The 25,902-nt window shown below is 65.2% G+C and carries 20 protein-coding genes; 9 read left to right on the forward strand and 11 right to left on the reverse strand.

What is annotated here, in order from left to right:
• Positions 1 to 5 precede the first annotated feature (5 nt).
• The 3 genes from C7401_RS38565 to C7401_RS38575 all read right to left on the reverse strand — a co-directional run bounded on the left by C7401_RS38565 (position 6) and on the right by C7401_RS38575 (position 4,325).
• Positions 6 to 2,099: a putative bifunctional diguanylate cyclase/phosphodiesterase gene (locus tag C7401_RS38565; RefSeq protein ID WP_220092901.1), complete on the reverse strand. Its 2,094-nt coding sequence runs from the start codon at positions 2,097 to 2,099 to the stop codon at positions 6 to 8.
• A gap of 55 nt (positions 2,100 to 2,154) precedes the next feature.
• Entirely contained in the window at positions 2,155 to 3,621 is a 1,467-nt protein-coding gene (locus tag C7401_RS38570; RefSeq protein WP_112177304.1) for a methyl-accepting chemotaxis protein, read from the reverse strand.
• Positions 3,622 to 3,821: 200 nt separating this feature from the next.
• Positions 3,822 to 4,325, reverse strand: a complete 504-nt coding sequence (locus tag C7401_RS38575; RefSeq protein ID WP_112177305.1) for a DinB family protein — start codon at positions 4,323 to 4,325, stop codon at positions 3,822 to 3,824.
• Between the two features lie 147 nt (positions 4,326 to 4,472).
• On the opposite strand from C7401_RS38575, the gene C7401_RS38580 reads away from it, so the two are divergent.
• Positions 4,473 to 5,300, forward strand: a complete 828-nt coding sequence (locus C7401_RS38580; RefSeq protein WP_112177306.1) for an AraC family transcriptional regulator — start codon at positions 4,473 to 4,475, stop codon at positions 5,298 to 5,300.
• Positions 5,301 to 5,328: 28 nt separating this feature from the next.
• Here C7401_RS38580 and C7401_RS38585 read toward each other — a convergent pair whose 3' ends face one another.
• Positions 5,329 to 6,252, reverse strand: a complete 924-nt coding sequence (locus C7401_RS38585) for a LysR family transcriptional regulator (protein ID WP_112177307.1) — start codon at positions 6,250 to 6,252, stop codon at positions 5,329 to 5,331.
• Positions 6,253 to 6,415: 163 nt separating this feature from the next.
• Between C7401_RS38585 and C7401_RS38590 the strand changes: the two genes are divergently transcribed.
• Positions 6,416 to 8,275: an acyl-CoA dehydrogenase gene (locus C7401_RS38590; protein WP_112177308.1), complete on the forward strand. Its 1,860-nt coding sequence runs from the start codon at positions 6,416 to 6,418 to the stop codon at positions 8,273 to 8,275.
• A gap of 134 nt (positions 8,276 to 8,409) precedes the next feature.
• Here C7401_RS38590 and C7401_RS38595 read toward each other — a convergent pair whose 3' ends face one another.
• A complete protein-coding gene (locus C7401_RS38595) occupies positions 8,410 to 9,333 on the reverse strand; it encodes a LysR family transcriptional regulator (RefSeq protein WP_112177309.1) in 924 nt (307 codons plus the stop codon).
• A gap of 398 nt (positions 9,334 to 9,731) precedes the next feature.
• Here C7401_RS38595 and C7401_RS38600 point away from each other — a divergent pair, with 398 nt between their 5' ends.
• The 4 genes from C7401_RS38600 (at position 9,732) to C7401_RS38615 (ending at position 17,490) form a co-directional block, all read left to right on the forward strand.
• Positions 9,732 to 10,898: a porin gene (locus C7401_RS38600; RefSeq protein ID WP_112177310.1), complete on the forward strand. Its 1,167-nt coding sequence runs from the start codon at positions 9,732 to 9,734 to the stop codon at positions 10,896 to 10,898.
• Between the two features lie 808 nt (positions 10,899 to 11,706).
• Positions 11,707 to 12,903 (forward strand): efflux RND transporter periplasmic adaptor subunit, encoded by a 1,197-nt coding sequence (locus C7401_RS38605; RefSeq protein ID WP_112177337.1) that lies wholly within the window; start codon positions 11,707 to 11,709, stop codon positions 12,901 to 12,903.
• Between the two features lie 3 nt (positions 12,904 to 12,906).
• Positions 12,907 to 16,047 (forward strand): efflux RND transporter permease subunit, encoded by a 3,141-nt coding sequence (locus C7401_RS38610; protein WP_112177311.1) that lies wholly within the window; start codon positions 12,907 to 12,909, stop codon positions 16,045 to 16,047.
• A gap of 3 nt (positions 16,048 to 16,050) precedes the next feature.
• Positions 16,051 to 17,490, forward strand: a complete 1,440-nt coding sequence (locus C7401_RS38615) for an efflux transporter outer membrane subunit (RefSeq protein WP_112177312.1) — start codon at positions 16,051 to 16,053, stop codon at positions 17,488 to 17,490.
• A 147-nt stretch (positions 17,491 to 17,637) separates the two neighbouring features.
• On the opposite strand, the gene ugpB is transcribed toward C7401_RS38615, so the two are convergent.
• From ugpB to C7401_RS38635, 5 genes are all read right to left on the reverse strand, one after another.
• On the reverse strand, positions 17,638 to 18,930 hold the full coding sequence (gene ugpB / locus C7401_RS38620) for a sn-glycerol-3-phosphate ABC transporter substrate-binding protein UgpB (protein WP_112177338.1): 1,293 nt from the start codon (positions 18,928 to 18,930) through the stop codon (positions 17,638 to 17,640).
• Positions 18,931 to 19,306: 376 nt separating this feature from the next.
• Positions 19,307 to 19,705: a VOC family protein gene (locus C7401_RS38625; RefSeq protein ID WP_112177339.1), complete on the reverse strand. Its 399-nt coding sequence runs from the start codon at positions 19,703 to 19,705 to the stop codon at positions 19,307 to 19,309.
• Between the two features lie 36 nt (positions 19,706 to 19,741).
• The gene (locus C7401_RS38630) at positions 19,742 to 20,419 is read right to left on the reverse strand and encodes a class I SAM-dependent methyltransferase (RefSeq protein ID WP_112177313.1); all 678 of its coding nucleotides are present in this window, start codon (positions 20,417 to 20,419) and stop codon (positions 19,742 to 19,744) included.
• 118 nt (positions 20,420 to 20,537) lie between these two features.
• Positions 20,538 to 20,693 (reverse strand): hypothetical protein, encoded by a 156-nt coding sequence (locus tag C7401_RS45230; RefSeq protein ID WP_165841910.1) that lies wholly within the window; start codon positions 20,691 to 20,693, stop codon positions 20,538 to 20,540.
• 76 nt (positions 20,694 to 20,769) lie between these two features.
• The gene (locus C7401_RS38635; RefSeq protein WP_258397394.1) at positions 20,770 to 21,021 is read right to left on the reverse strand and encodes a DUF4148 domain-containing protein; all 252 of its coding nucleotides are present in this window, start codon (positions 21,019 to 21,021) and stop codon (positions 20,770 to 20,772) included.
• Positions 21,022 to 21,458: 437 nt separating this feature from the next.
• On the opposite strand from C7401_RS38635, the gene C7401_RS38640 reads away from it, so the two are divergent.
• Together C7401_RS38640 and C7401_RS38645 are read left to right on the forward strand one after the other, a co-directional pair.
• Complete coding sequence (locus C7401_RS38640) at positions 21,459 to 22,631, forward strand: porin (RefSeq protein ID WP_112177314.1); 1,173 nt, start codon at positions 21,459 to 21,461, stop codon at positions 22,629 to 22,631.
• Positions 22,632 to 22,970: 339 nt separating this feature from the next.
• Positions 22,971 to 23,969, forward strand: a complete 999-nt coding sequence (locus C7401_RS38645; RefSeq protein WP_112177315.1) for a sodium:calcium antiporter — start codon at positions 22,971 to 22,973, stop codon at positions 23,967 to 23,969.
• A gap of 6 nt (positions 23,970 to 23,975) precedes the next feature.
• On the opposite strand, the gene C7401_RS38650 is transcribed toward C7401_RS38645, so the two are convergent.
• Positions 23,976 to 25,079, reverse strand: coding sequence for an HPP family protein (locus tag C7401_RS38650; protein ID WP_112177316.1), 1,104 nt, complete (start codon positions 25,077 to 25,079; stop codon positions 23,976 to 23,978).
• Between the two features lie 207 nt (positions 25,080 to 25,286).
• Between C7401_RS38650 and C7401_RS38655 the strand changes: the two genes are divergently transcribed.
• Positions 25,287 to 25,889 carry a TetR/AcrR family transcriptional regulator gene (locus C7401_RS38655; RefSeq protein ID WP_112177317.1) on the forward strand — a complete coding sequence of 201 codons (603 nt, stop codon included), beginning with the start codon at positions 25,287 to 25,289 and terminating at the stop codon, positions 25,887 to 25,889.
• The last annotated feature ends 13 nt before the right edge of the window (positions 25,890 to 25,902 follow it).

A 25,902-nucleotide genomic window follows, 5' to 3' on the forward strand; every position in this document is an offset into this window, starting at 1 on the left:
CGTGCTTAGGGCCGCGCCACGTCCGCGACCGGCTCGTCGTCGGCGAGCAGCGAAAGCTGGCCGCTCGCCACGATCTGGCTGAGCGGCGCCGGGCGGCCGAGCAGGAAGCCCTGCACCTCGTCGCAGCCTTCGTTCGCGAGCAGCGTGAGCTGGTCCTGCGTCTCGATGCCTTCGGCCAGCACCGGAATGCCGAGGCTCTTGCCGAGCGCGAGCACCGCGCGGATGATAGCCGTTGCCTGCCGGCTCGTCTCGGCCTCGTTCACGAACGACTGATCGAGCTTGATCTTGTCGAACGGGAACGAGCGCAGCGTGTCGAGCGACGAATAACCCGTGCCGAAGTCGTCGAGCGCGAGATTCACGCCAATCGCCTTGATCCGTTGCAGCACGTCGAGCGAGCGCTCGCGGTCCGCGAAAATCGCCGTTTCGGTCAGCTCCAGTTCCAGCCGCTCGGGCGCGAGGCCGGTTTCCACCAGCACGGTCTCCACGAGCTTGGGCAGGTCGGCGTGCGCGAACTGCACGGGCGAAAGATTCACGGCCACCTTGTACGGCGGCGACCACGCGACCGCGCGCGTGCACGCTTCGCGCAGCACCCATGCGCCGATGCCGAGAATGAGGCCGTTTTCCTCGGCCAGCGGTATGAACTTCGCCGGTGATATGAAGCCAAGGCGCGGGTGTTCCCAGCGCAGCAGCGCTTCGTAACCGCAGATGTCGCCCGTCGTGATCGAGGTCTGCACCTGGTAGTGCACGCTCAACTGCCCGCGGGCGAGCGCCTCGCGCAGGTCGTGCGTGAGCGAGCGGCGTTCGCGCGCGATCTCGTCCATCGCCGGCTCGTAGAAGCACACCGATTGCGTGAGGTCCGCCTTGGCGCGGTACATGGCGAGGTCGGCGTTGTTGATGAGCACCGTCTTGCTGGTGGCGTCGTCCGGGTAGATGGCCACGCCCAGGCTCGCGCCCGAGATCACTTCGGCGTCGTCGTAGCGAATTGGCCGGTACAGCGCCGTTTCGAGCCGCTCCAGCAGGTCGGCCAGTTCGTCGCGCGTCGCGAAGCGCGTGAACGCCACGAACTCGTCGCCGCCCACGCGCGCGACGAACTCGTCCTCGCGCACGAGGCTCGCCAGACGCCTCGCGAGAATGCGCAGCACCTCGTCGCCCGCATGATGGCCGTGCAGGTCGTTGATTTCCTTGAAGCGGTTCAGGTCGATACCGATGAGCGCGAGCTTGCGCGGGTCGTCGGCGCGGGCCAGTTCGGCGTCGATGCGCGCGTTGAAGTTCGCCCGATTGGGCAGCCCCGTGAGCATGTCGCTCATCGCCATCGTGCGCAGATGCTCGACCGATTCGGCGCGCACACTGTCGTCGAGCAGAAAGCTCACGCAGCCCGAGCCCGCGATCACGAGCGCCATGCAGGCCACGGCGAGCGCGAGCGCATGCAGCGCCGCGGGATTCGAGAAATGGCCGTCGATCGCGAGCGGCACGACCTGGAATGCCGTCATGCCCGTGAAATGGAGCGCCGCGATGGCGAGCGCGAGCACGCCGGCCACGACGAGCGCGGCCGCATTGCCGCGCGAGCGCGCACGGGCCGCCTCGCCGGGCTCCCCGGCAGCAACGCCGGCGCGGTGCAGCGCGAGGGCGCACAGGCCTACCGCGAATACGATCGAAAGCACCAGCAAGGTGCGATTCCAGATCACGACGCCTTCCACGCGATACGCGAGCATGCCCGCGTAGTGCATGAGCGCGACCGCCAGCCCGACGATCGCGCCGCCGAGCGCGGGGGCCGCGCGCGACACGCGGCTCGTGGCGAGCACGAAGCCCGCGATGCTGCCCACGAGCGCGATGAGCAGCGACGCGATGGTGAGCACGGGGTCGAAGGCGATCGGCACGCCCGGCTCGAAACCGAGCATGGCGACGAAATGGGTGCACCAGATATCGGCGGCGGCCACGACGGCCGCGATGAACGACCAGCCGAAGCGTTGCAGCGAGCGCGTGGCGAACGCGCGCAGGACGAGCCGCGCGGTGACCCACGAGCCCGCGCCGCAAATCAGCAGCGCAACGACGACAAGCCACAGGTTGTGCCTGTAGACGATGCAGCCCAGCACGCTCATCACGGGTAAGCCTCCTGTTCAGCCACGTGTTCGCCCGATGCGACGCGCCACGATATCACGACAAAGCGACGAGGCCGAGCACCTCTCGCAGCCTCGCGCTCGTGGCATGCAGCGACGCGGAGGCGGCGGCCGCCTCGCTCACGAGCGCGGCGTTGCGGCGCGTGGTGTCGTCCATCTGCGCGACCATGGCGTTGACCTGCTCGATGCCCTGCGCCTGCTCGTGGCTCGACGCCGTGATCTCGCCCATGATGTCGGCCGCGCGGCCGATGCTGCGCACGACGCCTTCCATCGCGGCGCGCGCCTCGCCGGCCAGTTGCGTGCCCGCGCCCACCTCGCTCGCCGAGGCCTCCACGAGCTGCTGGATCTCGCGCGCGGCAGCGGCGGCGCGCTGCGCGAGGCTGCGCACCTCGCTCGCGACCACGGCGAAGCCGCGCCCCTGCTCGCCCGCGCGCGCGGCTTCGACCGCCGCGTTGAGCGCGAGAATATTGGTCTGGAACGCGATGCCCTCGATCACGTCGACGATCTCGAAGATGCGCTTGGCCGAGGTCTCGATGGCGCCCATCGTCGCCACCATGCGCGCGACCACGCCGTCGCCCTCCTTCGCGACCGTCGACGCCTCGCGGGCGAACTCGCTCGCTTCGCGGGCGTGCTCCGCGCTCGCCTTCACGGTGTGCGTGAACAGGTCCATCGAGGCAACCGTTTCCTCCAGACTGCCCGCCTGGTGCTCGGTGCGCTCGCTCAGGCTTGCGTTGCCCTCGGCGATTTCGCGCGCGGCCTGCTCCACATGCGCCGTGCTCGTGCTCACCTCCTGCATGGCGCGCGCCATTTGCCCTATCGCGCCCTTGAGCGCGACAGCCGTGGGCGCGCTCGCCGCGATGCCGTCCACCGCGAGGCACACTTCGCGCTCGCGCACCACGCGCCGCACGATATCCGCCAGCTCCGCCGCCTCGATGGCCGCCACGCGCAGGCGATGGGCGAGCACGATCTCGACGGCCGTCTGCGCGACCACGTAGGCGGCATGCAGCAGCACGCGCGGCAGGTTCGCCTCGTGCGTGCAATACACGGCGAAGTTCAGGGCCTGAAGCCGGTCGAAGGCGAGGTGATGCACGGCGAAGAACGCGGCGGCGAGCACGATCGGGCGCCAGTCGCGATACACGAGCAACAGGCCGAGCAGCACGAACACGCCGAAATGGAATTCGGTGACGCCGTGCGCCGCCTGAATATGCAGCGCGACCAGCGCGGCGTTGGCGAGCGTGAGCGCGACGCACGAAAGGCGCGTGCCGCGCGCGCCGAAGAACGCGAAGCTGCCCACCCCGAGGCACAACGCGGCGCCCGCGAACGCGAGCTGCGTTTCGTAATAGAAGAAGCCGATCAAAACCGCTGCGATAGCGGAGAGAATCAGCGTGGAGTACATCACGGCGTCGGCGGCGCGCGCGACTTCGTCGAGCGCGCGAACGGCCACGCGCTGTTGCGAACCGGACGATTGGAGCGATTGCGAGCGGCCCGGCGAATCTGCCAGCATGAACGACACTTGAATGAAGAGAATGGAAGTTGGTGGAAGGCGTAAATGCGGCAGTCCCGGCCAATAAATTCGGGACCCGCGTACGAGTTTACGGCAGCCTTCCGGGAAACTTCAGGAAACCCTTTGCTGAACAAGTATTTGCAAACGTTTGCAGCGTGGCGGGACTGGCCGTACTCGTTCCGGGCCCGGCGAGCCGTTATTCATTGGCGCGCGTGATCGCGAAGATAAACCGTAATGTCCGTGGCCGGAACGGCTTGCCGCAGCCCACGCAGCGTCTCGACGACAAAGCCGCGGTGAAACGTGTAGTGATTGACCACGTGCAACCCTATCTCCCCGCGCGTCATGACGCCCTCGCCACCGCCGATGTACGGGAAGCGCAGCGGCTGCGCGGCCTCGACTTCACTCAACCGGTCGATCCACGACACGTACCACGCGTCGAGCTCGCGCTGCATGGCGCGCAGTTCGTGGAAGGTCGTCTCGTCGGGAATGTGGCGCGCGGTGAAGCCGTGGTCGCGCTGTTCGAGGTGCGCCTTGAAGATCGCTCCCACGGCGTAACCATGCCCCAGCGCGCGCAAGAGCGTGCCGAAGGTCATGTCGCGCGTCTTCACAATGTCCTCTTGCGGCAGTCCGGCGACCACCTCGTATATCACTTCGTTCGCCCACTGTGTGTATCGGGCCAGCATGCGCTCGTTGCGCAAAACCATTTGCGTCTCCTGGTGGCGTGAGTCGACCGGCCGGGTTCCCGGCCGCAGTCCGTTGGCGAACGGCAGCCGTTCGCCAACGCCACCATGCTAAATTTGCGCTTTCCGCCCCGCACTCGCGATCAGGTCAATCGAGCCACAATTCGGGCCATGCCAGCCGCCATACCGCCGAGCTACGACGAAGTCCCGCGCGACGTCATCGCGACCGAGCGCATTTATCCCTCGGGCTTCGTGCACCCTCGCCACACGCACGAACGCGGCCAGTTCGCCTATGCGGCGCAAGGCGCGATGACGGTGTCGACGGCGGCCGGCAACTGGGTCGTGCCTTCGCAATGCGCGGTCTGGCTGCCAGCCGACGTCCCGCACGAAATGCGCATGAGCGGTCAGGTCCGCATGCTCAATGCGTTCATCGACACGCGCTTGCACGGAACGGGCAACAAGGCGGGCGACGAAACGGGCGACAGAGCGGGCGATGAAGCGGGCGCGTTGCCGCGACAGTGCTGCGTGCAAGGCACCACGCCACTGCTGAGAAATCTGATGTCGGAGGCGGTGTTGCAGCCCGCGCTGTACGCGCCCATGAGTCGCGCCGAGCGGCTCATGGCCTTGCTCGTCGACGAAATCGCGGCCATGCCGCCGCTCGCGCTCAATGCGCCGCTGCCGGACGAACCGCGGCTCGCGGCGCTCTGCCGCGAGGTGCTCGCCGCGCCTTCGACGGCACTCGGTCTCGACGAGGCGGCCCGCCGCGTGGGACTGAGCCGGCGCAGCTTCACGCGCCTGTTCCGCGAGCAGTTGGGAACCAGCTTCGTTGCCTGGCGCGAACAGGCGTGCCTGCTCGCGGCCGTCGCCCGGCTGACCCAGGGCGACTCGGTCACGCGCGTCGCGTACGACCTGGGCTACGGCAGCCCGACGGCGTTCTCGACCATGTTCAAGCGCGTCATGGGCGTGTCGCCGCATCACTACGTCAATGGCAAACCCTGAAGCCGGACGGGTGACGCTTTGGGGCGGCTCAGACTGAACTCGCACTCGCGAGCCACGCCCCCTCCAGGCGCGCGCCCAAGCGCGGCGCCGCGAAGTCGAGAAACGCGCGCAGCTTCAGCGGCAGCGGCGCCTGGCCCGCGTGCACGAGGCTCACGGGCCAGGGCGGCGGCTCGAAGGCTTCGAGCACGACCTGGAGCTTGCCTTCGCGCACGGCGCTCGCCACCTGATACGACAGCACGCGCGTGAGCCCGACGCCGAGCATGGCCGCGTCGATGGCCGCTTCCGCCGTGTTGAGCACGAGCCGCGAGCGCACGGGTAGCAAGACCGCTTCCTTGCCCAGCCAGAACGCCCACGATCGCGCGGACGTGAGCCCGTCCGACGTAATGCACGCGTGCGCCGCGAGATCGCGCGGATGCGCCGGCACGCCATGCGCGGCAAGGTAGTCGGGGCTCGCGCACACCACGCGGCGTATCGCGCCCACGCGCATCGCCACGAGCGCGCTGTCCGGCAACTCGCCGATGCGCGCGGCCAGATCGACATGCTCCTCCAGCAGGTTCACGATGCTGTCCGCCAGCATGATCCGCACGCCGATCTCGGGATAGCGCGCCAGGAATTCAGCCACCACCGGCAACACATGCAGGCGGCCGAACACCACGGGCGCGGTGATCGCCAGCTCGCCCTTCGGCTCGCTGTACTCGCCCGTGGCGGCGCGCTCGGCCTCGCCCACGTCTTCGAGAATGCGCCGGCACGCAGCCACGTACGACCGGCCCGCCTCGGTCAGCGAGAGCTGGCGCGTGGTGCGCGTGAGCAGGCGGGTCTTGAGATGCCCCTCCAGCTCGCCGATCTTGCGGCTCACCGTGGCGAGCGGCATGCCGAGGCGGCGCGCCGCCGCCGAAAGGCTGCCGGCGTCCACCACGGCGATCAGCACGGTCATGGCGTCGAGACGGTCCATCGCATTCTCGCTTTCCGGAAGGGTGACGCCCGATCATGAGCGATTCTTCGTAAAATCGAAAGCCGGGCGCCTCGCGCGGGCAGGAGAAATTACCAATAGCACGCTCGTTCTATTTTGGGTAGGCTATCCGTCTCTTCTTCCCATGTTGCGAGACCGTTCCGCCATGTCGTTGATCCTTTCCCGCCGCGATCTGAATTTCCTGCTGTACGAATGGCTCGATGTCGAAAGCCTCACGCGCATCGGCCGCTACGCCGACCATACGCGCGAGACCTTCGACGCCGCGCTCGACACCTGCGAAAAAATCGCCACCGACCTGTTCGCGCCGCACAACAAGAAGAACGACCAGCACGAGCCGCACTTCGACGGCGAAACGGTCACGATCATCCCCGAGGTCAAGACGGCGCTGAAGGCGTTCAGCGAGGCCGGCCTCATGGCCGCCGGGCAGGACTACGCATACGGCGGCATGCAGTTGCCGCTCGTCGTGGAGAAAGCGGGCTTCGCCTGGTTCAAGGGCGCGAACGTGGGCACGAGCGCCTACCCGTTCCTCACCATCGGCAACGCGAACCTCCTGCTCGCGCACGGCAGCGCCAGGCAGATCGACACCTTCGTGCGCCCCGAACTGGAAGGCCGTTATTTCGGCACGATGTGCCTTTCCGAGCCGCAGGCCGGATCGTCGCTTTCGGATGTCGCCACGCGCGCCGACTTCGAGTGCGATTCGCCGCTTGGCGCGCAGTACCGGCTGCGCGGCAACAAGATGTGGATCTCGGGCGGCGAGCACGATCTCTCCGAAAACATCGTCCACCTCGTGCTCGCCAAGATTCCCGGTCCCGACGGCAAGCTCATCGCGGGCGTGAAAGGCATTTCGCTTTTCGTCGTGCCCAAATATCTCGTGAATGAGGACGGTTCGCGCGGCGAGCACAACGACGTCGTGCTCGCGGGCCTCAATCACAAGATGGGCTATCGCGGCACGACGAACTGCCTGCTCAACTTCGGCGAGGGCACGAAGCATACGCCGGGCGGCCGCGCGGGCGCGGTCGGCTACCTCGTGGGCGAGCCGCATCACGGGCTCGCGTACATGTTCCACATGATGAACGAGGCGCGCATTGGCGTGGGGCTGGGCGCGACGATGCTCGGCTATACCGGTTATCTGCACGCGCTCGATTACGCGCGCAACCGCCCCCAAGGACGTCCCGTGGGCGCGGCGGGCAAAGACCCGGCTTCGCCACAGGTCAGGCTGGTCGAACACGCCGACGTGCGCCGCATGCTGCTCGCGCAAAAGAGCTATGTGGAAGGCGCGCTCGCGCTCAATCTCTGGTGCGCGAAGCTCGTGGACGAAGCGAGCGCCGCAAGCGGCGCCGAGCGCGAGTCGCTCACGCTGCTGCTGGATCTGCTCACGCCCATTGCGAAAAGCTGGCCCTCGCAATGGTGTCTCGCGGCCAACGATCTCGCCATTCAGGTGCACGGCGGCTACGGCTATACGCGCGAGTACAACGTGGAGCAGTTCTATCGCGACAACCGTCTCAATCCGATTCACGAAGGCACGCACGGCATTCAGGGGCTCGACCTGCTCGGCCGCAAGGTGGTCATCAAGGACGGCGCGGCGCTCAACATCTTCGTCGAACGCGTGCAGGGCACGCTGGAACGCGCGCATGCATCGGGCGCAGCGCATGACGCCGCCGAATGCACGACCCAGGCGCGTGCGCTCGAAGCCTCGCTGCGGCGTCTTGCCGAGGTCACGAAGCAGCTTTGGGCCGCGGGCGATCCGGCGGTGACGCTCGCCAATGCTTCGGTGTACCTGGAAGCGTTCGGCCATGTCGTGATGGCGTGGGTATGGCTCGAACAGTCGCTCGTCGCGCGCGCGGCGCTCGCACACGCCAGCGGCGACGAGGCGGACTTCTACCGCGGCAAGCTGGCGGCAGCGGCGTATTTTTTCGCGTGGGAACTTCCGAAGACAAACGCGCAATTCGATTTGCTCGCCTCGCTCGACCGGACGACGCTCGACATGCGGGATGCGTGGTTCTAAAAAGGCGCCTGGCTGACCACGCGCTTCGTTCCTGGCGGCACGATGCCCGACACGCGGGACTCGTGCCCATGGACTCACGGCACAGCGTGAGCGGGCGCAAGCCGATGCGAAAGATCCGGGTTTCAGGCGCGCTTTCAGGTGTTGCGGGCGGAACCGAAGGCCGTCTGGAAATGCTCGACCGCAAGGTCGACAAACGTGCGCACCTTTGCCGAAACGTGCCGCCTTCCGGGATAAACGAGCGCCAGTTCCTTGTCGCCTTCGCGGATCTCATAGTCGCGCAGCACGAGCGAAAGCAGGCGGTTTTCGAGGTCGTCCTTCACATAGGCCTCGGGCAGGATCGCGAGTCCCATATGCACGAGCGCCAACTGGCGCAGCATGATCATGTCGTTGACCGTGCAGCGCGGCTCGACGCTGATCGACTCCTCCTCTCCCTGCGCATTGACGAAGCACCACTCGCGCCCGTGAATTTCACGCGACGGCGCGAGAAACCCGCATAGCGCCAGGTCCGCGGGCGCGGCGGGTACGCCGTAAGTTTCGAGATACGCCGGCGACGCCACCACGACCGGGCGCAGCGAAGCGAGCGGGCGCCTCACCAGCGAGCCGCTGCTCGCCTGACGCGACGTCAGAATGCCGATATCGAAGCCGTCCTCGACCAGATCGACATTACGGTGAAGCAGCGTGAGATCCAGCTTCACCTTCGGATAACGCTGACAGTAGTCCATGACGAGCGGCGGCAATCCCACCAGCGAAAACGCAGCGGACGCCACCAGCTTGAGCGTGCCGCTCGGCTCGCCCGAGCCGCCCCCCACCGACGACTCGATCGAGTCCATCAGTTCGAGCATCTGGCGACAGCCTTGCACGTAGGCCCGGCCGTCTTCAGTCAGCGAGAGGCTGCGCGTGGTCCGGTTGATCAAGCGTGTATTGAGATGCGCTTCGAGAAGCGCGACGTAACGCGTCACGGCGGCATTTGACAAGTCGAGACTCGCCGCCGCGCGACTGAAGGAATTGTTCTCTGCAACCTTGAGAAAAACGCGCATTGCCTGTAATTGATTCAACATGATTCTTCAAATTTATTGACTTACGATTTAATAAATACGGAAGACGCATAAGATAACTCTGGCCGATCGCGGTTTCTACCAACTTAAAACTCCTAGGACAAATTCGATGTTGCAAAAGGACAACGTTAATTTCAATCAGAAACGTCATAAATAAGAGATATACGAGGGATTTATCCGGCAGCCCCCCATGCTGCCTACGATGTCGCAGTCTTTTTTCAGCTTATTTGAAATACCTATTCCCTATCCGGTGTAGTTCAGAAGTCCGTAAAACTTTATATTCCGTTCGCGCAGGCAATACCGCGATTCTGACCGGAATTCTGACAGCGGAATAACGGAATTCAACCTGATCGCAGCCGTAGTTTTCACATTAGCCATCAGATTCTGTAGGGAAATAACCGATGAAAAAGACAAGCTTGATTTTCGCAGCCGCTTCCGCTGCCTTCGCCAGCGCTGCGCACGCGCAGAGCAGCGTGACGCTCTACGGGCTGATCGACGCGGGACTGAGCTATGTGAGCAATGAAGCGAACCAGGCTTCGGACGTCACGTCCGGCGGTCTGGCCAACGGCAAGGCCATGTTCGGCCTGACCGGCGGCAACGTTCAGCAAAGCCGTTGGGGCCTGCGTGGCGCCGAAGACCTGGGCGGCGGCCTGAAGGTCGTGTTCACGCTGGAAAGCGGCTTCGATGTGACCAACGGCAAGACCGCCACCAGTTCGCTCTTCAATCGTCAGGCCGTGGTCGGTCTGTCGAGCGCCGACTACGGCACGGTCACGCTGGGCCGCCAGTACGACTCGGTGGTCGACTACCTCGCGCCGATCTCCGCAACGGGCTCGTGGGGCGGCACCTACTTCGCCCACTTCGGCGACGCCGACAACCTGAACAGCACCTACAGCACCAACAATTCGATCAAGTACCAAAGCGCGAACTACGCCGGCTTCTCGATGAGCGGCATGTATGGCTTCTCGAATCAGGCGGGCGGCTTCGCCAACAACCGTGCGTATAGCGTGGGCGCGGGCTACAACTACGGCGGCTTGCAAGTCGCGGCCGCGTACCTGCAACTGCAAGGTCTGAATTCGGGCAACACCAACGGCGCGGTGCAGAACGGCCTGCCTGTGGTGCTCGGCGCTCTCGGCCTCCAGAACCAGCGTGTCTGGGGTCTCGGCGCGAACTACGCGTTCGGACCCGCCGTCATCGGCACGGTGTTCACGCAAACGCGCGTTCAGGACAAGGTCGCGGACGTCTCCGTGCGCTACAACAACTATGAGGTCAACGGGCGCTACAACTTCTCGCCGGCCTTCTTCGTGGGCGCGTCGTACACGTACACGCAGGGCCTGCGCAATACGCCGGCCAGCGGCGACACGAACAACCGTTCGTCGCACTGGAACCAGTTCGGCCTGATGGCGGATTACTCGCTCTCCAAACGCACCGACCTCTACGCCACGAGCGTCGCGCAAATCGGCGCCAACAACTCGGTCGGCGCGAACGCGGTGCAGATCAACGGCACCGACGCCCCGTCGTCGAGCAAGAGCCAGGTGGTCGTGAGCGCGGGCATCCGTCACCGGTTCTAAGCCCACCTCCAGGCTCGCTTTCAAGACTCTGGACGCCGGAATAACACGGCGAGCGGGCGGTGGCGGTTCATGGCCGCCGCCCCTTCATGCAGCGCTGCACCCCTACGCGGCGCTGCCCTTTCCGGCGGCGTCCGGTCCCTCCATCGACTGCGGGGTGCGCTCGATGACAACCCATACCGGCCCGCCAACCCGACTTTCAGCTCCCATCACATCATGTCGACCTCGAAAAGGAACGCGCACCCGCAATTACCAGCCCCACGAGCCCCGGAATCGGAGCCGGACGCGATGGCGGCGTTGCTGCTTGCCACGACCGCGCGCGCGTGGAGTCTGCCGCACACGGACGCGATGCCGCGTCGCAAGAATCCGCTCGCGCACTGCGCAAGACCATTCGCAAGCGGGCACTCGCGGACTGGTTCAACGAAATGACCTCGGGGTATCTGTTCGAATCAACCGGCACATCCATTGAAGTCAATGAATCCGGCTAATGGCTCGCCTGCACGGCTGGATTTCATATCGCCACATTTCGTTTCTTTTCTTGATGAAAAGAAGGATTTCCGACAAGGACTGTGGTTTGGCACCGCCAGAATGACGCCCTTTCTAAACATCGCCTGTCAGTCATGGCGATGCGCTTATGACGACGCGCAACAAACTCGTCCCGCAGTTGATTTCAAGATGTAGCACTCTCGATCTGCTTTTTTCCTTTCCTTTTTCTTGTCACCGCGATCGACGCATTGTTTCCGTTCCTTCCGCTCCGGCAATGGAACGGATGGAAATCAATGCGCGGGCTTTCGCCTACGAGAACAAAACAATGTACCGACGATTTCATTACGTGTTAGCCGGTGTCACGCTCGCAACCTGCCTCGGCCTTGGCGCATGCGATAAAGCAAAAGCGCCCGAAACCGCCTTGCCCGTGGCCAACGTCGATGTCATGGCCGTCGCGCTGCGCGAGGTGCCCGTGGTCTTCGACTATGTCGGCCAGACAGAGAGTTCGCAGCAAGTCGAAATCCGCTCGCGTGTGAGCGGATTCCTCGAAAAGCGCGTCTACCAGGAAGGCACGATGGTGCGTCAGGGCGACGTGATGTTCGTGATGGACCGCAAGCCGTTCCAGGCGGCGCTCGACGCCGCGCAGGCCGAATACGCGCAGCAAAAGGCGCGCCTCGACACGGCGCGCGCCAACCTCGCTCGCGTGCGGCCGCTCGCCGCGAAAAACGCATTGAGCCAGAAGGATCTCGACGACTCGACCGGCCAGGAGCAGGCCGCCGCCGCCGCGCTCGAACAGGCGCGCGCGAACGTCACGAGCGCGAAGCTCAACCTCGGCTACACCACCATCACCGCGCCCGTCACCGGCCTGTCCAGCTTCGCGAAGAAGCAGGACGGCTCCTATATCGACGCCACCAACAGCCTGCTCACCTACGTGGCAAAGCTCGACCCCATGTGGGTCAACTTCTCGCTCTCGGAAAACGAGATGCTCAACGTGCGCACGCAAACGGGCAACGGCACGCTCAAGCTGCCCCCGCTCGGCCAACTGGAGGTGGAGCTCGTGCTCGCCGACGGCAGCGTGTATCCGCAGCGCGGCCATATTTCGTTTACCGACGCCTCGCTGAGCCAGCAAACCGGCACCTACCTGATTCGCGCGGTGGTGACGAATGCCACCGGGTCGCTGCGTCCGGGCGAGTTCGTGCGCGTGAAGCTCATTGGCGCGGTGCGCCCGAACGCGATCGCGGTGCCGCAGAACGCCGTGCAGCAAGGACCGCGTGGCCCCTTCGTATGGACCGTGGACAAGGACGGCCGGGCGCAGCAACGCTCCGTGGAAACGGGCCAGTGGAACGGCAACGCGTGGGTGATCGAATCGGGCCTGAACGCGGGCGACCACGTGATCGTCGACAACACGCTACGGCTCATGACCGGCGCGCCGGTGAAGGAGCATGTCGTGCCCGCACCCGCGGCGAACGTGGAAGCCGGCGCGGCAAGCGCGGTATCCGGCGCGCGCGCGGCGGGAGGCTGAGCGATGAAGTTTTCTCACTTCTTCATCGACCGGCCGATCTTCGCCTCGGTCATCTCGATCATCCTCGTGGTCGCCGGTCTCGTGGCGATGTTCAATCTGCCAATCGCGCAGTTCCCCGATATCTCGCCGCCGCAGATCACCGTCAGCACGACCTATCCCGGCGCGAACGCCGACGTCGTCGCGCAGAACGTGGCCGCGCCCATCGAAGAACAGGTCAACGGCGCGGACCACATGATGTACATGAACTCGTCGAGTTCCTCGACGGGCGACATGACGCTCACCGCCTATTTCGACATCGGCACCGACCCGTCGCTCGCGCAGGTGGACGTGCAGAACCGCGTGAACCTGGCGCTGCCGAGCCTGCCCGAAGCGGTGAAATCGCAGGGCGTGTCGGTGCAGCAGCGCTCGTCGGCGTTCATGATGGTGATCGCGATTTATTCCCCCACCAATGCCTACAACCAGGCCTATGTGGCGAACTACGCGAACGTGTACGTGCTCGACGCGCTCAAGCGCATTCCCGGCGCCAACCAGTCAGCGATTCTCGGCTCGGCCGATTACGCCATGCGCATCTGGCTCAAGCCCGACCGCATGGCGAAGCTCGGCATCACCGTGGACGACGTGCAGCACGCGATCAACGCGCAGAACCAGCAGTTCTCGGGAGGGCGCCTGGGCCAGGCGCCGACCAACGGGCCCGTGAACCAGACCTTCCCGGTTGCGACGAAGGGGCACCTCACCGAGCCCGCCGAGTTCGACAACATCATCCTGCGCGCGGGCACGGCCGACGACGCCTCGCTCGTGCGCCTGAAGGACGTCGGCCACGCGGAGCTGGGCGCGAAGGACTACACGCTGCGCGGGCGCTACAACGGCAGGACGGCGACGCTGATCGCGGTGTATCAGCAGCCGGGCGCGAACGCGCTGCAAGTGGCCAAGCAGGTGAAACAGACGCTCGAGTCGCTGAACAAGAGTTTCCCGCCGGGCCTCAAGTACGAAGTCGCGCTCGACACCACGGAGTTCGTGAACGAGTCGATCATGGAAGTTGTGAAGACGCTGCGCGACGCGCTGATCCTCGTGATCATCGTCGTCTTTGTCTTCCTGCAAAGCTTCCGCGCCACGCTCGTGCCGATTCTCGCCGTGCCCGTGTCGATCATCGGCGCGTTCATCGGCATGACCGCATTCGGCTTCTCGATCAACATGCTCACGCTGTTCGGCATGGTGCTTGCCATCGGCATCGTGGTGGACGACGCGATCGTCGTGCTCGAGAACGTCGAGCGCAACATGACCGAGTTCAAGCTGCCGCCCAAAGAGGCCGCCAAGCGCGCCATGGACGAGGTGAGCGGGCCGGTCGTCGCCATCGTGCTCGTGCTGCTCGCGGTGTTCATCCCGGTGGCGTTTCTTTCCGGCATCACGGGGCAGCTTTACAAGCAGTTCGCCGTGACCATCGCGGTTTCGGTGGTGCTCTCGGGTCTCGTCGCGCTCACGCTTTCGCCCCCGCTTGCGGCCATCCTGCTCAAACCCGGCGAGCAGAAAAAGAACCGCTTTTTCCGCTGGTTCAACGAAAAGTTCGAACGACTCACCGAAGGCTACGCAAGCTGGGTGCAAACGGCGATACGGCGCGTCGCGCTCTCCATCGGCCTGATTGCCGTGATGCTCGTCGCCACGGGCGGCCTCTTCAAGCATATTCCTTCGTCGTTCCTGCCCGTGGAGGATCAGGGCTATCTGCTCGGCGCGGTCGTGCTGCCCGATGCAGCGAGTCTGGACCGCACCGGCGATCTTTCGAAGAAGGCGGAGGACTGGTTCGCGAAGCAGCCGGCCGTGAGTTCGGTGGCCGCGCCGATTGGCTACAGCCTGATCGACTCGCAGTACAAGGCCAATGCCGGCACGCTCTTCATCGCGCTCAAGAGCTTCAAGGACCGCGGCGAGAACGGCAGCGCGCAAGACTTGATCCGCGCGGCCAACAAGGCCTTCTCGGGCTTCAAGGAAGGCGTGATCGTGCCGCTGAACCCGCCGTCGATTCCGGGCCTCGGCACCACGGGCGGCTTCGAATTCTGGCTGCAAAGCACGGGCGACGGCAATTATCAGCAACTCGAAGACAAGGTCCACGAATTCATCGCCAAGGCGCGCCAGAACCCGGTGCTGCGCGGCGTGAACTCCACCATCAACGCGCGCTCGCGCCAGATGCTCGTGGAAGTGGACCGCGAGCGCGCGGAATCGCTCGGCGTGGCGGTGCAGGACGTGTACTCCGCACTCCAGACGATGTTCGGTTCCTCGTACGTGAGCCAGTTTCCGAAGGGCAGCCGCCTCTTTCAGGTGATCGTGCAGGCGGAGCCGCAGTACCGCACGAACCCCGACGACCTTCAGCAGCTCTACGTTCGCAACCGCAGCGGCGACATGGTGCCGATCAAGGCCGTGACGACCTTCCGCTTCGTGCCCGGCTCCGACATCGTGACCCGCTTCAACAACTTCCCGGCGGCGAAGATCATCGGCGATGCGGCGCCGGGCCACAGCTCGGGCGAGGCGATCGCGGCGATGGAGCAGATCGCGAAGGAAACGCTCGGCGAAGGCTACAGCTATTCGTGGGGCGGCCAGTCCTACGAGGAGAAGAAGGCGGGATCAACGGCGGGCCTCGTGTTCGGCTTCGCGTTGCTCATGGTGTTCCTGATTCTCGCGGCGCAGTACGAGAAGTGGTCGCTGCCGATCGGCGTGCTGCTGGCCGTGCCGTTCGCGCTCTTCGGCGCGCTGGTAGGCCTCTTGCTGCGCGGCATGGAAGACGACGTGTACTTCCAGATCGGCCTGACCGTGCTGATCGCGCTTGCGGCGAAGAACGCCATTCTGATCTTCGAGTTCGCCGTGGAAATGCGCGAGAAGGAGAACATGTCGCCGTATGAGGCGGCGCTGCATGCCGCGAAGTTGCGTCTGCGGCCGATCATCATGACCTCGCTCGCGTTCATCCTGGGTTGCGTGCCGCTTGCCGTCGCTACCGGCGCTTCGGCCGCGAGCCGCCGCTCGCTCGGCACGGGGGTGGTGTTCGGCATGCTCGGCGCCACGCTGATCGCGCTCTTCTTTATCCCCATGTTCTTCTGGGGCCTCGAAACGCTTTCGGCGCGCAGACAGGCGAAAGCCGCGACGCCTTCAAAGGAGGGCTAAGCGATGAACACACGCTTGCATTGCACGCTGCGTCCTCTCGCGCTGCTCGTCGCGACGGCATGCCTTGGCGCCTGCGCGGTCGGGCCCGACTACCGGCGCCCGGCGGTCGAAACGCCTTCGTCGTACCGCTACGCCTCGCCGCAGGCCGAGGCGGTGGACGCCTCGCTGAACTGGTGGGCGCAGTTCGACGATCCAGTGCTCAACGACCTCATCGAGAAGGCAATTGCGCAGAACAAGGATCTCGCCATCGCGGCCGCGCGCGTCGAGGAGTTCTACGGGCGCTACGTCGTGACGCGCACGGGCCTCTTCCCACAAATCAGCGCGAATTTCGATCCGTCACGCGGGCACGTCACCCCCTATGCCGGCTTGCCTTCCGTGACCTCGAACCAGTTCCAGCTCAACGGCATGGTCTCCTGGGAGCTCGATCTGTTCGGGCGGCTACGGCGCATGACCGAAGCCGCGCGCGCCGAGTATCTCGGCACGCAAGCCGCGCAGCAGGCGACGCGCATCGCCATCATCGCGAACGTGGCGACGTCTTACCTGCAACTACGCGACTACGACAACCAGTTGCAGATCGCGCAGGCGACGCTCGCAAGCCGCAAGGGCGCGCTGGGCCTGTTCGAGGAGCGCTTCGCCGGTGGCGTCGTGTCGAAGGTTCAACTGAGCCAGGCACGTTCGGAGTACGAATCGGCGCAGGCCACGGTGTATTCGATCCAGCAGCAGATCGCGCAACAGGAGGATGCGCTTTCGCTGCTGCTCGGCCAGAATCCGGGGCCGATCGCGCGCGGCAAGACGATTTCCGAACTGAGCGCGCCGGCCATTCCGGCAGGCTTGCCTTCCGCGCTGCTGGAGCGCCGGCCCGACGTGCTTCAGGCCGAGCAAACACTGATCGCCGCCAATGCATCGATTGGCGCGGCGCGCGCGCAGTATTTCCCCGATATCTCGCTCACGGGCATGTTTGGCGCGGCGAGCACGGCGCTTTCCGGACTGTGGCTGGGGCCTGCGCGCGTGTGGCAGTTCGCCGGCGCGCTCACGCAACCCATCTTCAAGGGCGGCGCGATTGCCGGTTCGGTGCATCAAGCCGAGGCGGTGCAGCAGGAAGTGCTGCTCAACTACCAGAAGACGATCCAGCAGGCGTTCGCCGATGTCGAAAACGCCCTCGTGGGCGCGGCACGCACGCGCGACCAGCTCGACGCAACCACGCGCCAGGTGCGAGCGCTCGCGGAATATGCGTCGCTCGCGCGGGACCTTTACGAGGGCGGCTACACGAGCTATCTGGAAGTGCTCGACGCCGAACGCAGCCTCTTCACCGCGCAGTTGCAGCAATCGGCGCTCCAGGATCAGGAACTCGCGGAGATCGTGAACCTGTACAAGGCGCTGGGGTATGGCTGGACGCCGCCCGCCTCCGCGGCGGCCAACGGCGGCGGCGCGAAACCGTCGTAGTCCTCACCGCGTATTGGCGCGACACACCCGGGGCGCGCCAAAAAGCACAGCGCCCCAAGGACCGGACCAAGGTCTTTGGGGCGCTGCCCGATGCCTCGCGAGGCATCGCTTCACTTCACTCTATTTTGTTGCGGGCGCGAGCGAGCGTTATTGCGCCGCCTGCTGCTCGAAGCGCCTGAGCAGCTCATTGCCGCGCGAATTGGCCGAATCGAGCGCCTGCTGCGGCGTCTTGCTGCCCGTCCACACCTGTTCGAGTTCTTCGTCCACGATCGTGCGGATCTGCGGCATGTTGCCAAGACGCAGACCCTTGGTCCACGGCAGCGGCGGCTTGTTGAGCATCTGCTTCGTGGCCGTATCGGCACCGGGGTGCGACGAGTAGAAGCCCTGTTGCTGCGTGAGTTCGTACGCGGCTTTCGTGACAGGCAGATAGCCCGTGTCCTGGTGCCACTTCGCCGCAACGGCCGGCGAACTCAAATACGCGAGGAACTTTGCCACGCCCTTATAAACCTCGGGATTCTTGCCGCCCAGCACCCACAGACTCGCGCCGCCGATGATCGCGTTCTGCGGCGCGCCCTTCACGCTCGGGTCGTACGGCATCATGCCGGTGCCGAACTTGAACTTCGCGTATTGCTGCACGTTGGCGAGCGCCCCCGACGAGCCCATCATGATGCCGCAGTCGCCGCTATAGAACTTCGCGGTGGCTTCGTCCTTGCGGCCCACGTAGGTGAAGGTGCCCTGCTTCGCCATGTTCTGGAGGAAGGCGATATGGGCCACCTGCAACGGCTTGTTGATTTCCAGTTGCGCGTCGAGACCGTCGAAGCCGTTGTTGCGCGTTGCGATGGGCGCGCCATGCCACGCGCTGTAATTTTCGATCTGGATCCAGCCCTGCCAGCCCGTGGTGAAACCGCAGCTCATGCCCGAAGCCTTGAGCTTCGCGGCGGCTTCGGCGACTTCGGGCCAGGTCTTCGGCGGCGCGTCGGGCAGACCGGCCTTCTTGAAGGCGTCGCGATTGAAATAGAGCACCGGCGTCGAGCTGTTGAACGGCATCGAAACGAGGTGACCCGTTTTCGCGTCGCTGTAATAGCTCGCGATGGTCGGCACGAACGCCTTTTCGTCGAGCGGTACGCCCGCGGTCTTCATCACGTCGGAGACCGGCAGCACGGCCTTCTTCGCGTTCATCATCGTGGCGGTGCCGACTTCGTACACCTGGAGGATGGCGGGTGCGTCGCCGCTGCGATACGCCGCGATGCCCGCGGCGAGCGTCTGGTCATAGGTGCCCTTGAACACGGGCACGATCTTGTATTCGCTCTGCGAGGCGTTGAACTGCTGGGCGATCGCGTTCACGCGCTCGCCCAGCTCGGACTCCATGGCGTGCCAGAACTGGATCTCGGTCGCGGCGTGCGCGGCCTGTGCGCCGCCCGCGAGCAGCAGCGCGGCCATCAGCGTACGCAGTCGGCCGCGCGAGCCCGCGCGTTGTATCTCGTGCTTTTTCATCTGGGTCTCTTCCTGTTATTGATCGTTGTCCCGGCTGGAGCGAGCGCCGGGACTTTGGTTCAGGACTTCGATTCTTCGATTGTCGACTTCGATACACCGGGCCGGCCGCCGCCCGTCGCACATGGCGTGCGGCGGCCTGCGCCCAAGGCAGGGCAAGAGTAGCACAGCGTCTGGGACAGCCGTGTGATGGGCTGCGGGGGCGGGGGAGCGGCGCGTGGCTTGTCAGAACTGGGCGGTGGCCTGCACGCCGACTGTGACGCGGGATGTGGGAAAAGAGTCGGCTGACATGCGATCCAACGGGTGAAACAAGGCGCGCCGTTCGTCACTCGCCCGCGGCGGCGTGACAGCAAATGCAAAGCTTGTTGCCTTCGGGGTCGCGGAAATACGCACCGTAGTAATCCGGATGATAGTGCGCGCGCAAAGCCGGCGCGCCTTCGCTCGTGCCGCCGTGCGCGAGCGCAGCGGCGTAAGCGGCATCGACTACGGCACGCGAAGGCGCAAGCAGTGCCGTCATCTGCCCGTTGCCGGGCTGCGCGGGGTTGCCGTCGTACGGGCGGCCCACCAGAAAGAGCGGGCGCGGCACGCCGGGCTCCATCCAGCCCGCCCAGGGATACTCGGGCTCGCGAAACTTGAGCGCGAAGCCAAGCTCTTGCATCACGGCGCCGTAAAACGCAAAGGCGCGGTCGAAGTCGTTCACGCCCATGTACACATGCGAGATCATCGCCATCCTCGTGTCCTCCTCGTAGCGTTCAGGTAATCAACGTTGTGCGACGAACAGCACCGAAGCCGGCTTGCCGCTGCGCGGATCGAGCGGCTCGCGCATGGCGTGCAGCGTGAGACCGCTCGAAGCAATGAGCGCGATCCAGCTCTCCAGCGTGCGGAAGTACCACGGCGGCGCGTCGCGAAAGGCGCGGCTGAAGCCTGCCCACGAGCCGCTGCGCCAGCCGTTGGCATACGGTTGATCGCCGCAGGCAACGAGCGGATGCAGCGTTTGCACGATGAGCACGCCCTGCGGTTCAAGCAGCGTGGGCACCGCGTGCAGCAGATCGTCCACGCAGGTCGCACCGATCAGCGAGAAGTTGCACACCACTGCATCGGCACGGCAGTCGAGTTCGCCCCGCGCGATCTGTTCATAGGCGAGCAGGCGGCAATCGGCGAGCCCCGCCGCGCGCGCGGCCGTGACGAGTTCCGGCACCGCGTCCACGCCCGTCACCGCGACGCCCCGGCGCGCAAGCGCCAACGCAAGCCAGCCTTCTCCGCAACCCAGGTCGATCACGCTGCGCGGCGCGCGCGCAAGCACGGCGTCGAGCACCGCACCGTCGGTCACGAGGCGGCGGCTCTCGATTTCGCCGCCTCGCACGGCGGCAATCCAGGGCGTTGCGTTGCGCTGCCACGATGCGAGGATCGCGGCGTCGGTGTACGTGTCACGGTTCATGGGTCTCCTCGTGCGCGCCGTTCGCCACCGGCGCCATTCAGACGCCTATTATGCGCGCCGCGCGAGTCACGGCGCGGGCGTCGTGCCGTGACGCATCGGCTTTGACCCATAGGCCGCTTCACGAACCGAAGAACGGCACGCAATAGCCTGGAGGTCCGACGCAATCGCCGGGGCCGTTGGGCTGTGGATGCAGGTTCGCACAACCGGATACGGCCGCCGCCGCCGCGACGCACAGCGCCGCGCGCAGCACATAGGAAACAAGGCGTGATTTCATGAAAGGGATCGGTGGTTAGGCCGCGATGCGGGTTCCGTCACGACGCGCGGCCTGCCCCGGCGCAACGGATATCGAATCAGTGATGCGCGTATAGCGTGCGATCGAGCGTTTGCATCTGTCCGTCGCGCTCGGCCTGCACGAGTTCGTGGCGCACCTGTGCGCGCGTGATGGACGCGTTGCCCTGGCTGATCTGCGCGCTCTCCAGCTGTTGTGGCGCGCTCGCTTGTTGCACGCTTGCCGCCTGTGGGGCCGGTGCGCCCTGCGCGTGCGCAAGCGCCGATATCGACAACATGATTGCGGCGCACGCGCCGCCCTTGAATAGGCTCACCTCGTCTCTCCTGTCTGGCCGTCTGGGCCGTCACACTGGATCAGGCCGGCAGCAAGAGCGCTCCCGGCTGCGAATTGCGCTGCAACTCGTGAGGCAAGGATAGGGGCAAGACTTTCGCCGAAGATCCGCATGAAAATGAAGAAATGTTTAATCGACGACGCACGAATTCCGGTCCCGCAATTTATTTAGTTATTCTTATCAATTAATCGATGATGCCGCGAAAAAACAACATCGCACGGCACCACCGCCCTGGAATGCCGTGCGCACGGCCCATTCACGCTCATCCGCTTTCTGAAACTCTGTCTTTCCGTTTTTTAAATTCGTTCATGGAAAGCGTTACGCATAATCGCCGCTGAATTTCGGCCGCCGGGCGCGCCGCAGCCGGAATCTCACGCAAGCCACTCTCACTAACGTCACTCTCCAACGAAAACACGCCAATGAAAAAAACCGCTCTCACCACCGCCGTAGCGCTGGCCTCGTTTGCCTCCATCGCCCATGCGCAAAGCAGCGTCACGCTGTATGGCGCACTCGACACCTCCGTTGCCTGGTTCGGCAACCAGCATGGCAAGAACGGCTCGGGCGGCACGTTCCAGATGATGTCGGGCAACATGTCGCCGAACCTGTGGGGTTTGCGCGGCACCGAAGATCTCGGCAACGGCCTTTCCGCGATCTTCAAGATCGAAAGCGGCTTCAACATCGACAACGGCAAGCAAGGCCAGGGCGGGCGCCTCTTCGGCCGCACGGCCATGCTCGGCCTGAATTCGACCACGGCGGGCTCGGTGACGCTCGGCCGCCAGTACGATCCGCTCATCGATCTGCTGCAACCGCTCACCAATGATGGCGCGTTCGGCTCCGCGTTCGCGACGCCGGGCGACATGGACAACTACGACAACAGCTACCGCACGAGCAACTCGATCAAGTACGCGAGCCCGAACTTCGGCGGCCTGCAAATGAGCGCGATGTACGCGTTCGGCGGCCAGCCGGGCAGCACGGGCGCGGGCCAGACGTGGGCCGTGGCGGCCGCGTACAACCATGGTCCGTTCGGCTTCGGCGCGGGCTACTTCAAGGCCAACAGCAACAGCGGCACGGTCGCCTCGTTCGACGGTCTCAATCCGAATACGGACGTCAACGTGGACTCCCCCGGCATCACGGGCGGTTTCGTCTCCGCGAACTCGCTCCAGATCATCCGCGCGGCCGGCGACTATACCTATGGCCCGGTGACGGCGGGCCTCTCGTACAGCAATGTCGAATACGCGAACTATCAAAGCGCGTCCGGTGCGAACGGCAACACGAAGTTCAACACGGGCCAGGTGTTCCTCAATTACCAGGTCACGCCGGTCGCGCTCGTCGGCTTCGGCTACAACTACACGAAGGGCCACGGCAACGGCGTTGACGCGAGCTACAACCAGTTCAGCCTGGGCGGCGACTACTTCCTCTCGAAGCGCACGGACATCTACGCGCTCGCGGGGTATCAGAAGGCCTCGGGCAAGACCATCGACGCGGACACGGGCGAGCTCGTCAACGCGGTCGCCTCGTTCGGCGACTTCGGCAACGACGCGACCAACGACAAGCAGGCGATGTTCATGGTCGGCCTGCGTCACAAGTTCTGACGCGCCCGGGTGGCGAGCGCGTCGAAAAACGCTCGCTGTCGTGAACTTCGGCTATAATCGCCCCCTGTCTTAGGGGAGTAGTCTGCAACGCCGGCTTGGGCGTTGCGCCGTCGTCAACATGATTGGTGCCACTGCACCATGGCGTCGGCAGCCGTATGCGATTCACTGCGATCGCGCGGCCTGGCGAGACCTATGACGTTTTCTCTTTCTCCCGGGCCGGGCGAAGGGAAGCGTCATGGTTTCGGTGCCCGGCTCGCAAAATAAACGGCTAACGATGATTCGCTCCGCCCCGCTTTTCGCGTCACCCCCCTCCCGCATCGCCGCCACGGAGCGCTCGTCATGATCCTGACGTTCGCCCTGCTCATTGCCGCGGCCGGCATCATCTATTTGTCGTGCGAATTCTTCGTCAATAGCGTCGAGTGGCTCGGCCACAAGCTCAAGGTCACGCAAACCGCCACCGGCACGATCCTCGCCGCGTTCGGCACGGCGTTGCCCGAGAGCGTCGTCACGCTTGTCGCCGTCGCCTTCAGCGGGGACCCCGCGCACAAGGAAATTGGCGTGGGCGCCGCGATTGGCGGCCCGCTCGCGCTCAGCACCATCGCATATGCCGTCGTGGGCGTGGCGCTCCTCGCCACGGCCGCGCGCGCGGGCCGCGAACGCGCGGCCACCGTCGACGTCAACACGCGCCGCTTGCGCCGCGACCAGCTCTGGTTCCTTGCGATCTTCGTGGCCAAAATCGCACTCGGGCTTGTGCTGTTCAGCTTCAAGCCGGTGCTGGGCGTGCTGTTCCTCGCGGCCTACGCGCTCTACTGCTGGAAGGAGCTCTCCGACGAGGACGGCGGCGAAGTGGAAGGGGATCTGGAGCCGCTGAAGCTGCGTCCGCGCGACGAAAATCCGGCCATGGTGTGGATCGTGTTGCAGACGTTGGCCGCGCTCGTGGTGATCTTCCTCGCGTCACACCTGTTCGTGGAACAGATCGGCAAGGTCGGTCCGTGGCTCGGCCTGAGCCCGCAGTTGACGGCGCTGTTGTTCAGCCCGATCGCCACCGAACTGCCCGAGATCATGAACGCAATCATCTGGGTGCGCCAGGGCAAGGAGCGCCTCGCGCTCGCGAACATCAGCGGCGCGATGATGATTCAGGCCACCATTCCCACCGCGTTCGGCCTCTTCTTCACGCCCTGGCATCTCGCCACGCCGTCGATTCTCGCGGCCGTGACGACCATGGTCGCCATCCTGTTCCTGCAATGGGCCTTCCGCGCGCCGAGCGTGCGCAGCCGGCAACTCACGCACGTCGGCTGGCTCTATGCGGTGTTCGCCTTGTTGCTGTTCGTGGTGTGACGTGAGCTAGCCCGCCGCAGCAGCGGGTTGCGCCGCGCCGGCGTGGTGATGGAGCCAGCGGATCATGTCCGAATGCCTCACCACGCCAACCAGCCGCCGCGCGTCATCCATCACCGGGATGTCGTGGTACGCGTGGTCGGTGAAGATCGGCACGAGATGCGCGAGCGGCGTTGCACGATGCACCGCGTGCACCCCCGCGGCCATGACGGCCTCGACCGTTTCCTCCACGCGCGCCGACTCGCGCAGCAACGCGCGGCGCAGCGCGCCCCAGACACGCCTGAAGCCAGCGGCCGGCGCAAGATCGCCGAGCGCGTGATGCGTGACCATGCCGACCACGCGGTCCATGGCGTCGACCACGGGCAGCGTGGAGGCGCCGTGCCTGCGGAACATTTCGCGCGCCGCGTGCGCGCCCATCGTCGCGGGCACGGCAGGGCACTGCGCCGACATGATCTCCTCACAGGTTAGTTGTTCGAACGATTTACGCGGCACGTCGAGCGGTTCCAGCAGTGGCTCCAGCAGCGGGTGCGCGATCGCGGCGAGCGGCGCGGCGGCGGCCTCCGGCGTGGGACGAAATGCGGCGCGCGGGTAGCGGTGCCCCGTGAGCGCGTGAAACGCGAGCGCGGCGCTCAGCAATGCCACCGACTGGATGGCGATGGGCGCGAGCACGAAATGAAAGCCGAGCGCATGCACGGCCGGCCCGCCGAGCACGGCGGTAAGCGCAACGGCGCCCGAGGGCGGATGCACGCAGCGGCACAGGAACATCGCGCAGATCGCGAGTGCCACGGCCACGGAGGCCGCCGCAACCGGCGAGGCAATCCACTGCGCGCAGGCCACGCCAACCAGCGCCGACACGAAGTTGCCGCCGAGAATCGACCAGGGTTGCGCAAGCGGACTGTCCGACGCGCCGAACAGCAGCACGGCCGAAGCGCCCATGGGCGCGACGAGCAGCGGAATATCGCCGGCCGCGCCGAACAGCAAATGGGTCGCGAGTCCCGTGAACGCGATGCCGAGCATCGCGCCCGCGCAGCGCCGCGCACGCTCCCGCCACGGCGGGGCGGCGGGATGCGGCACAAAACTCGTCAGCCATTCGATGATCGCGGTGCGGGTCATGGTGGGCGGGTTGCCGGTCGCGTGATACAGGTGATGAACGGTGTGGCAGCCAGATTACCGACGCGCGCCAAATATCAACAATTGATATTTCTGAGCGCATATATAATTCATTCTGTATGCATGTTTAGTCTCGATGCCTTGTCGATACCTGCGTCGGCCCTGCGATTTTTTTCGGCAATTCGGAATCAATTGGTCTAGAATTGGCGCATGAGAACCGAAACCCGTTCCGGCCCCGGCCGACCGCGCGAATTCGACGAGCAGGAAGCCGTGCAGAACGCGCTCGAAGTGTTTCGCGCGCGCGGCTACGCGGCAACGTCGCTACCCGATCTGATCGAGGGCACGCAGCTTTCGCGCGGCAGTCTCTACAAGGCGTTCGGCGACAAGCACCAGCTCTTTCTCGCGGCGCTCGACTTCTACACCGAACGCGGGATCGCGCGGCTGACGCGCAACTTGCGGCACGCCTCGGCGCGCACGGCGCTGCGCGAGGCGTTGCGGCATTACGTGAGGCTTTCTGTGGGCCTGGAGGGGCTTGCGGGTTGCCCTGTCACGGCCGCAGCCACCGAGTGCCTGCCCTTCGACGCGCAGGTGAAAACGCGCGTGACGAGCATGTTCGAGCGCATGCAGGCGTTGCTCGCCGGCGCCATCGAGCGTGGCCAGGCGGCAGGCGAACTGGCTGCCGACCAGAACGCCCAGGACCTTGCGCGCTTCCTGCTCTGCACGATCGAAGGCATGCGCGTGCTCGGCAAGACCGATTGCGGCGAAGCGGCGATCGATGCGATCGCTGAAATCGCCCTGAACGCTATTCGCTAGTTTTTTTGGCTTA

The organism is Paraburkholderia unamae (assembly GCF_003268775.1).
In the GTDB taxonomy this organism is placed as follows: Bacteria; Pseudomonadota; Gammaproteobacteria; order Burkholderiales; family Burkholderiaceae; genus Paraburkholderia; species Paraburkholderia unamae.

What these genes read in the sequence shown, in the direction of transcription:
- C7401_RS38565 (WP_220092901.1), bottom strand. Translation starts at nt 2,099, where the DNA reads ATGAGCGTGCTGGGCTGCATCGTCTACAGGCACAACCTGTGGCTTGTC.
- C7401_RS38570 (WP_112177304.1), bottom strand. Translation starts at nt 3,621, where the DNA reads ATGCTGGCAGATTCGCCGGGCCGCTCGCAATCGCTCCAATCGTCCGGT.
- C7401_RS38575 (WP_112177305.1), bottom strand. Translation starts at nt 4,325, where the DNA reads ATGGTTTTGCGCAACGAGCGCATGCTGGCCCGATACACACAGTGGGCG.
- C7401_RS38580 (WP_112177306.1), top strand. Translation starts at nt 4,473, where the DNA reads ATGCCAGCCGCCATACCGCCGAGCTACGACGAAGTCCCGCGCGACGTC.
- C7401_RS38585 (WP_112177307.1), bottom strand. Translation starts at nt 6,252, where the DNA reads ATGGACCGTCTCGACGCCATGACCGTGCTGATCGCCGTGGTGGACGCC.
- C7401_RS38590 (WP_112177308.1), top strand. Translation starts at nt 6,416, where the DNA reads ATGTCGTTGATCCTTTCCCGCCGCGATCTGAATTTCCTGCTGTACGAA.
- C7401_RS38595 (WP_112177309.1), bottom strand. Translation starts at nt 9,333, where the DNA reads ATGTTGAATCAATTACAGGCAATGCGCGTTTTTCTCAAGGTTGCAGAG.
- C7401_RS38600 (WP_112177310.1), top strand. Translation starts at nt 9,732, where the DNA reads ATGAAAAAGACAAGCTTGATTTTCGCAGCCGCTTCCGCTGCCTTCGCC.
- C7401_RS38605 (WP_112177337.1), top strand. Translation starts at nt 11,707, where the DNA reads ATGTACCGACGATTTCATTACGTGTTAGCCGGTGTCACGCTCGCAACC.
- C7401_RS38610 (WP_112177311.1), top strand. Translation starts at nt 12,907, where the DNA reads ATGAAGTTTTCTCACTTCTTCATCGACCGGCCGATCTTCGCCTCGGTC.
- C7401_RS38615 (WP_112177312.1), top strand. Translation starts at nt 16,051, where the DNA reads ATGAACACACGCTTGCATTGCACGCTGCGTCCTCTCGCGCTGCTCGTC.
- ugpB (WP_112177338.1), bottom strand. Translation starts at nt 18,930, where the DNA reads ATGGCCGCGCTGCTGCTCGCGGGCGGCGCACAGGCCGCGCACGCCGCG.
- C7401_RS38625 (WP_112177339.1), bottom strand. Translation starts at nt 19,705, where the DNA reads ATGATCTCGCATGTGTACATGGGCGTGAACGACTTCGACCGCGCCTTT.
- C7401_RS38630 (WP_112177313.1), bottom strand. Translation starts at nt 20,419, where the DNA reads ATGAACCGTGACACGTACACCGACGCCGCGATCCTCGCATCGTGGCAG.
- C7401_RS45230 (WP_165841910.1), bottom strand. Translation starts at nt 20,693, where the DNA reads ATGAAATCACGCCTTGTTTCCTATGTGCTGCGCGCGGCGCTGTGCGTC.
- C7401_RS38640 (WP_112177314.1), top strand. Translation starts at nt 21,459, where the DNA reads ATGAAAAAAACCGCTCTCACCACCGCCGTAGCGCTGGCCTCGTTTGCC.
- C7401_RS38645 (WP_112177315.1), top strand. Translation starts at nt 22,971, where the DNA reads ATGATCCTGACGTTCGCCCTGCTCATTGCCGCGGCCGGCATCATCTAT.
- C7401_RS38650 (WP_112177316.1), bottom strand. Translation starts at nt 25,079, where the DNA reads ATGACCCGCACCGCGATCATCGAATGGCTGACGAGTTTTGTGCCGCAT.
- C7401_RS38655 (WP_112177317.1), top strand. Translation starts at nt 25,287, where the DNA reads ATGAGAACCGAAACCCGTTCCGGCCCCGGCCGACCGCGCGAATTCGAC.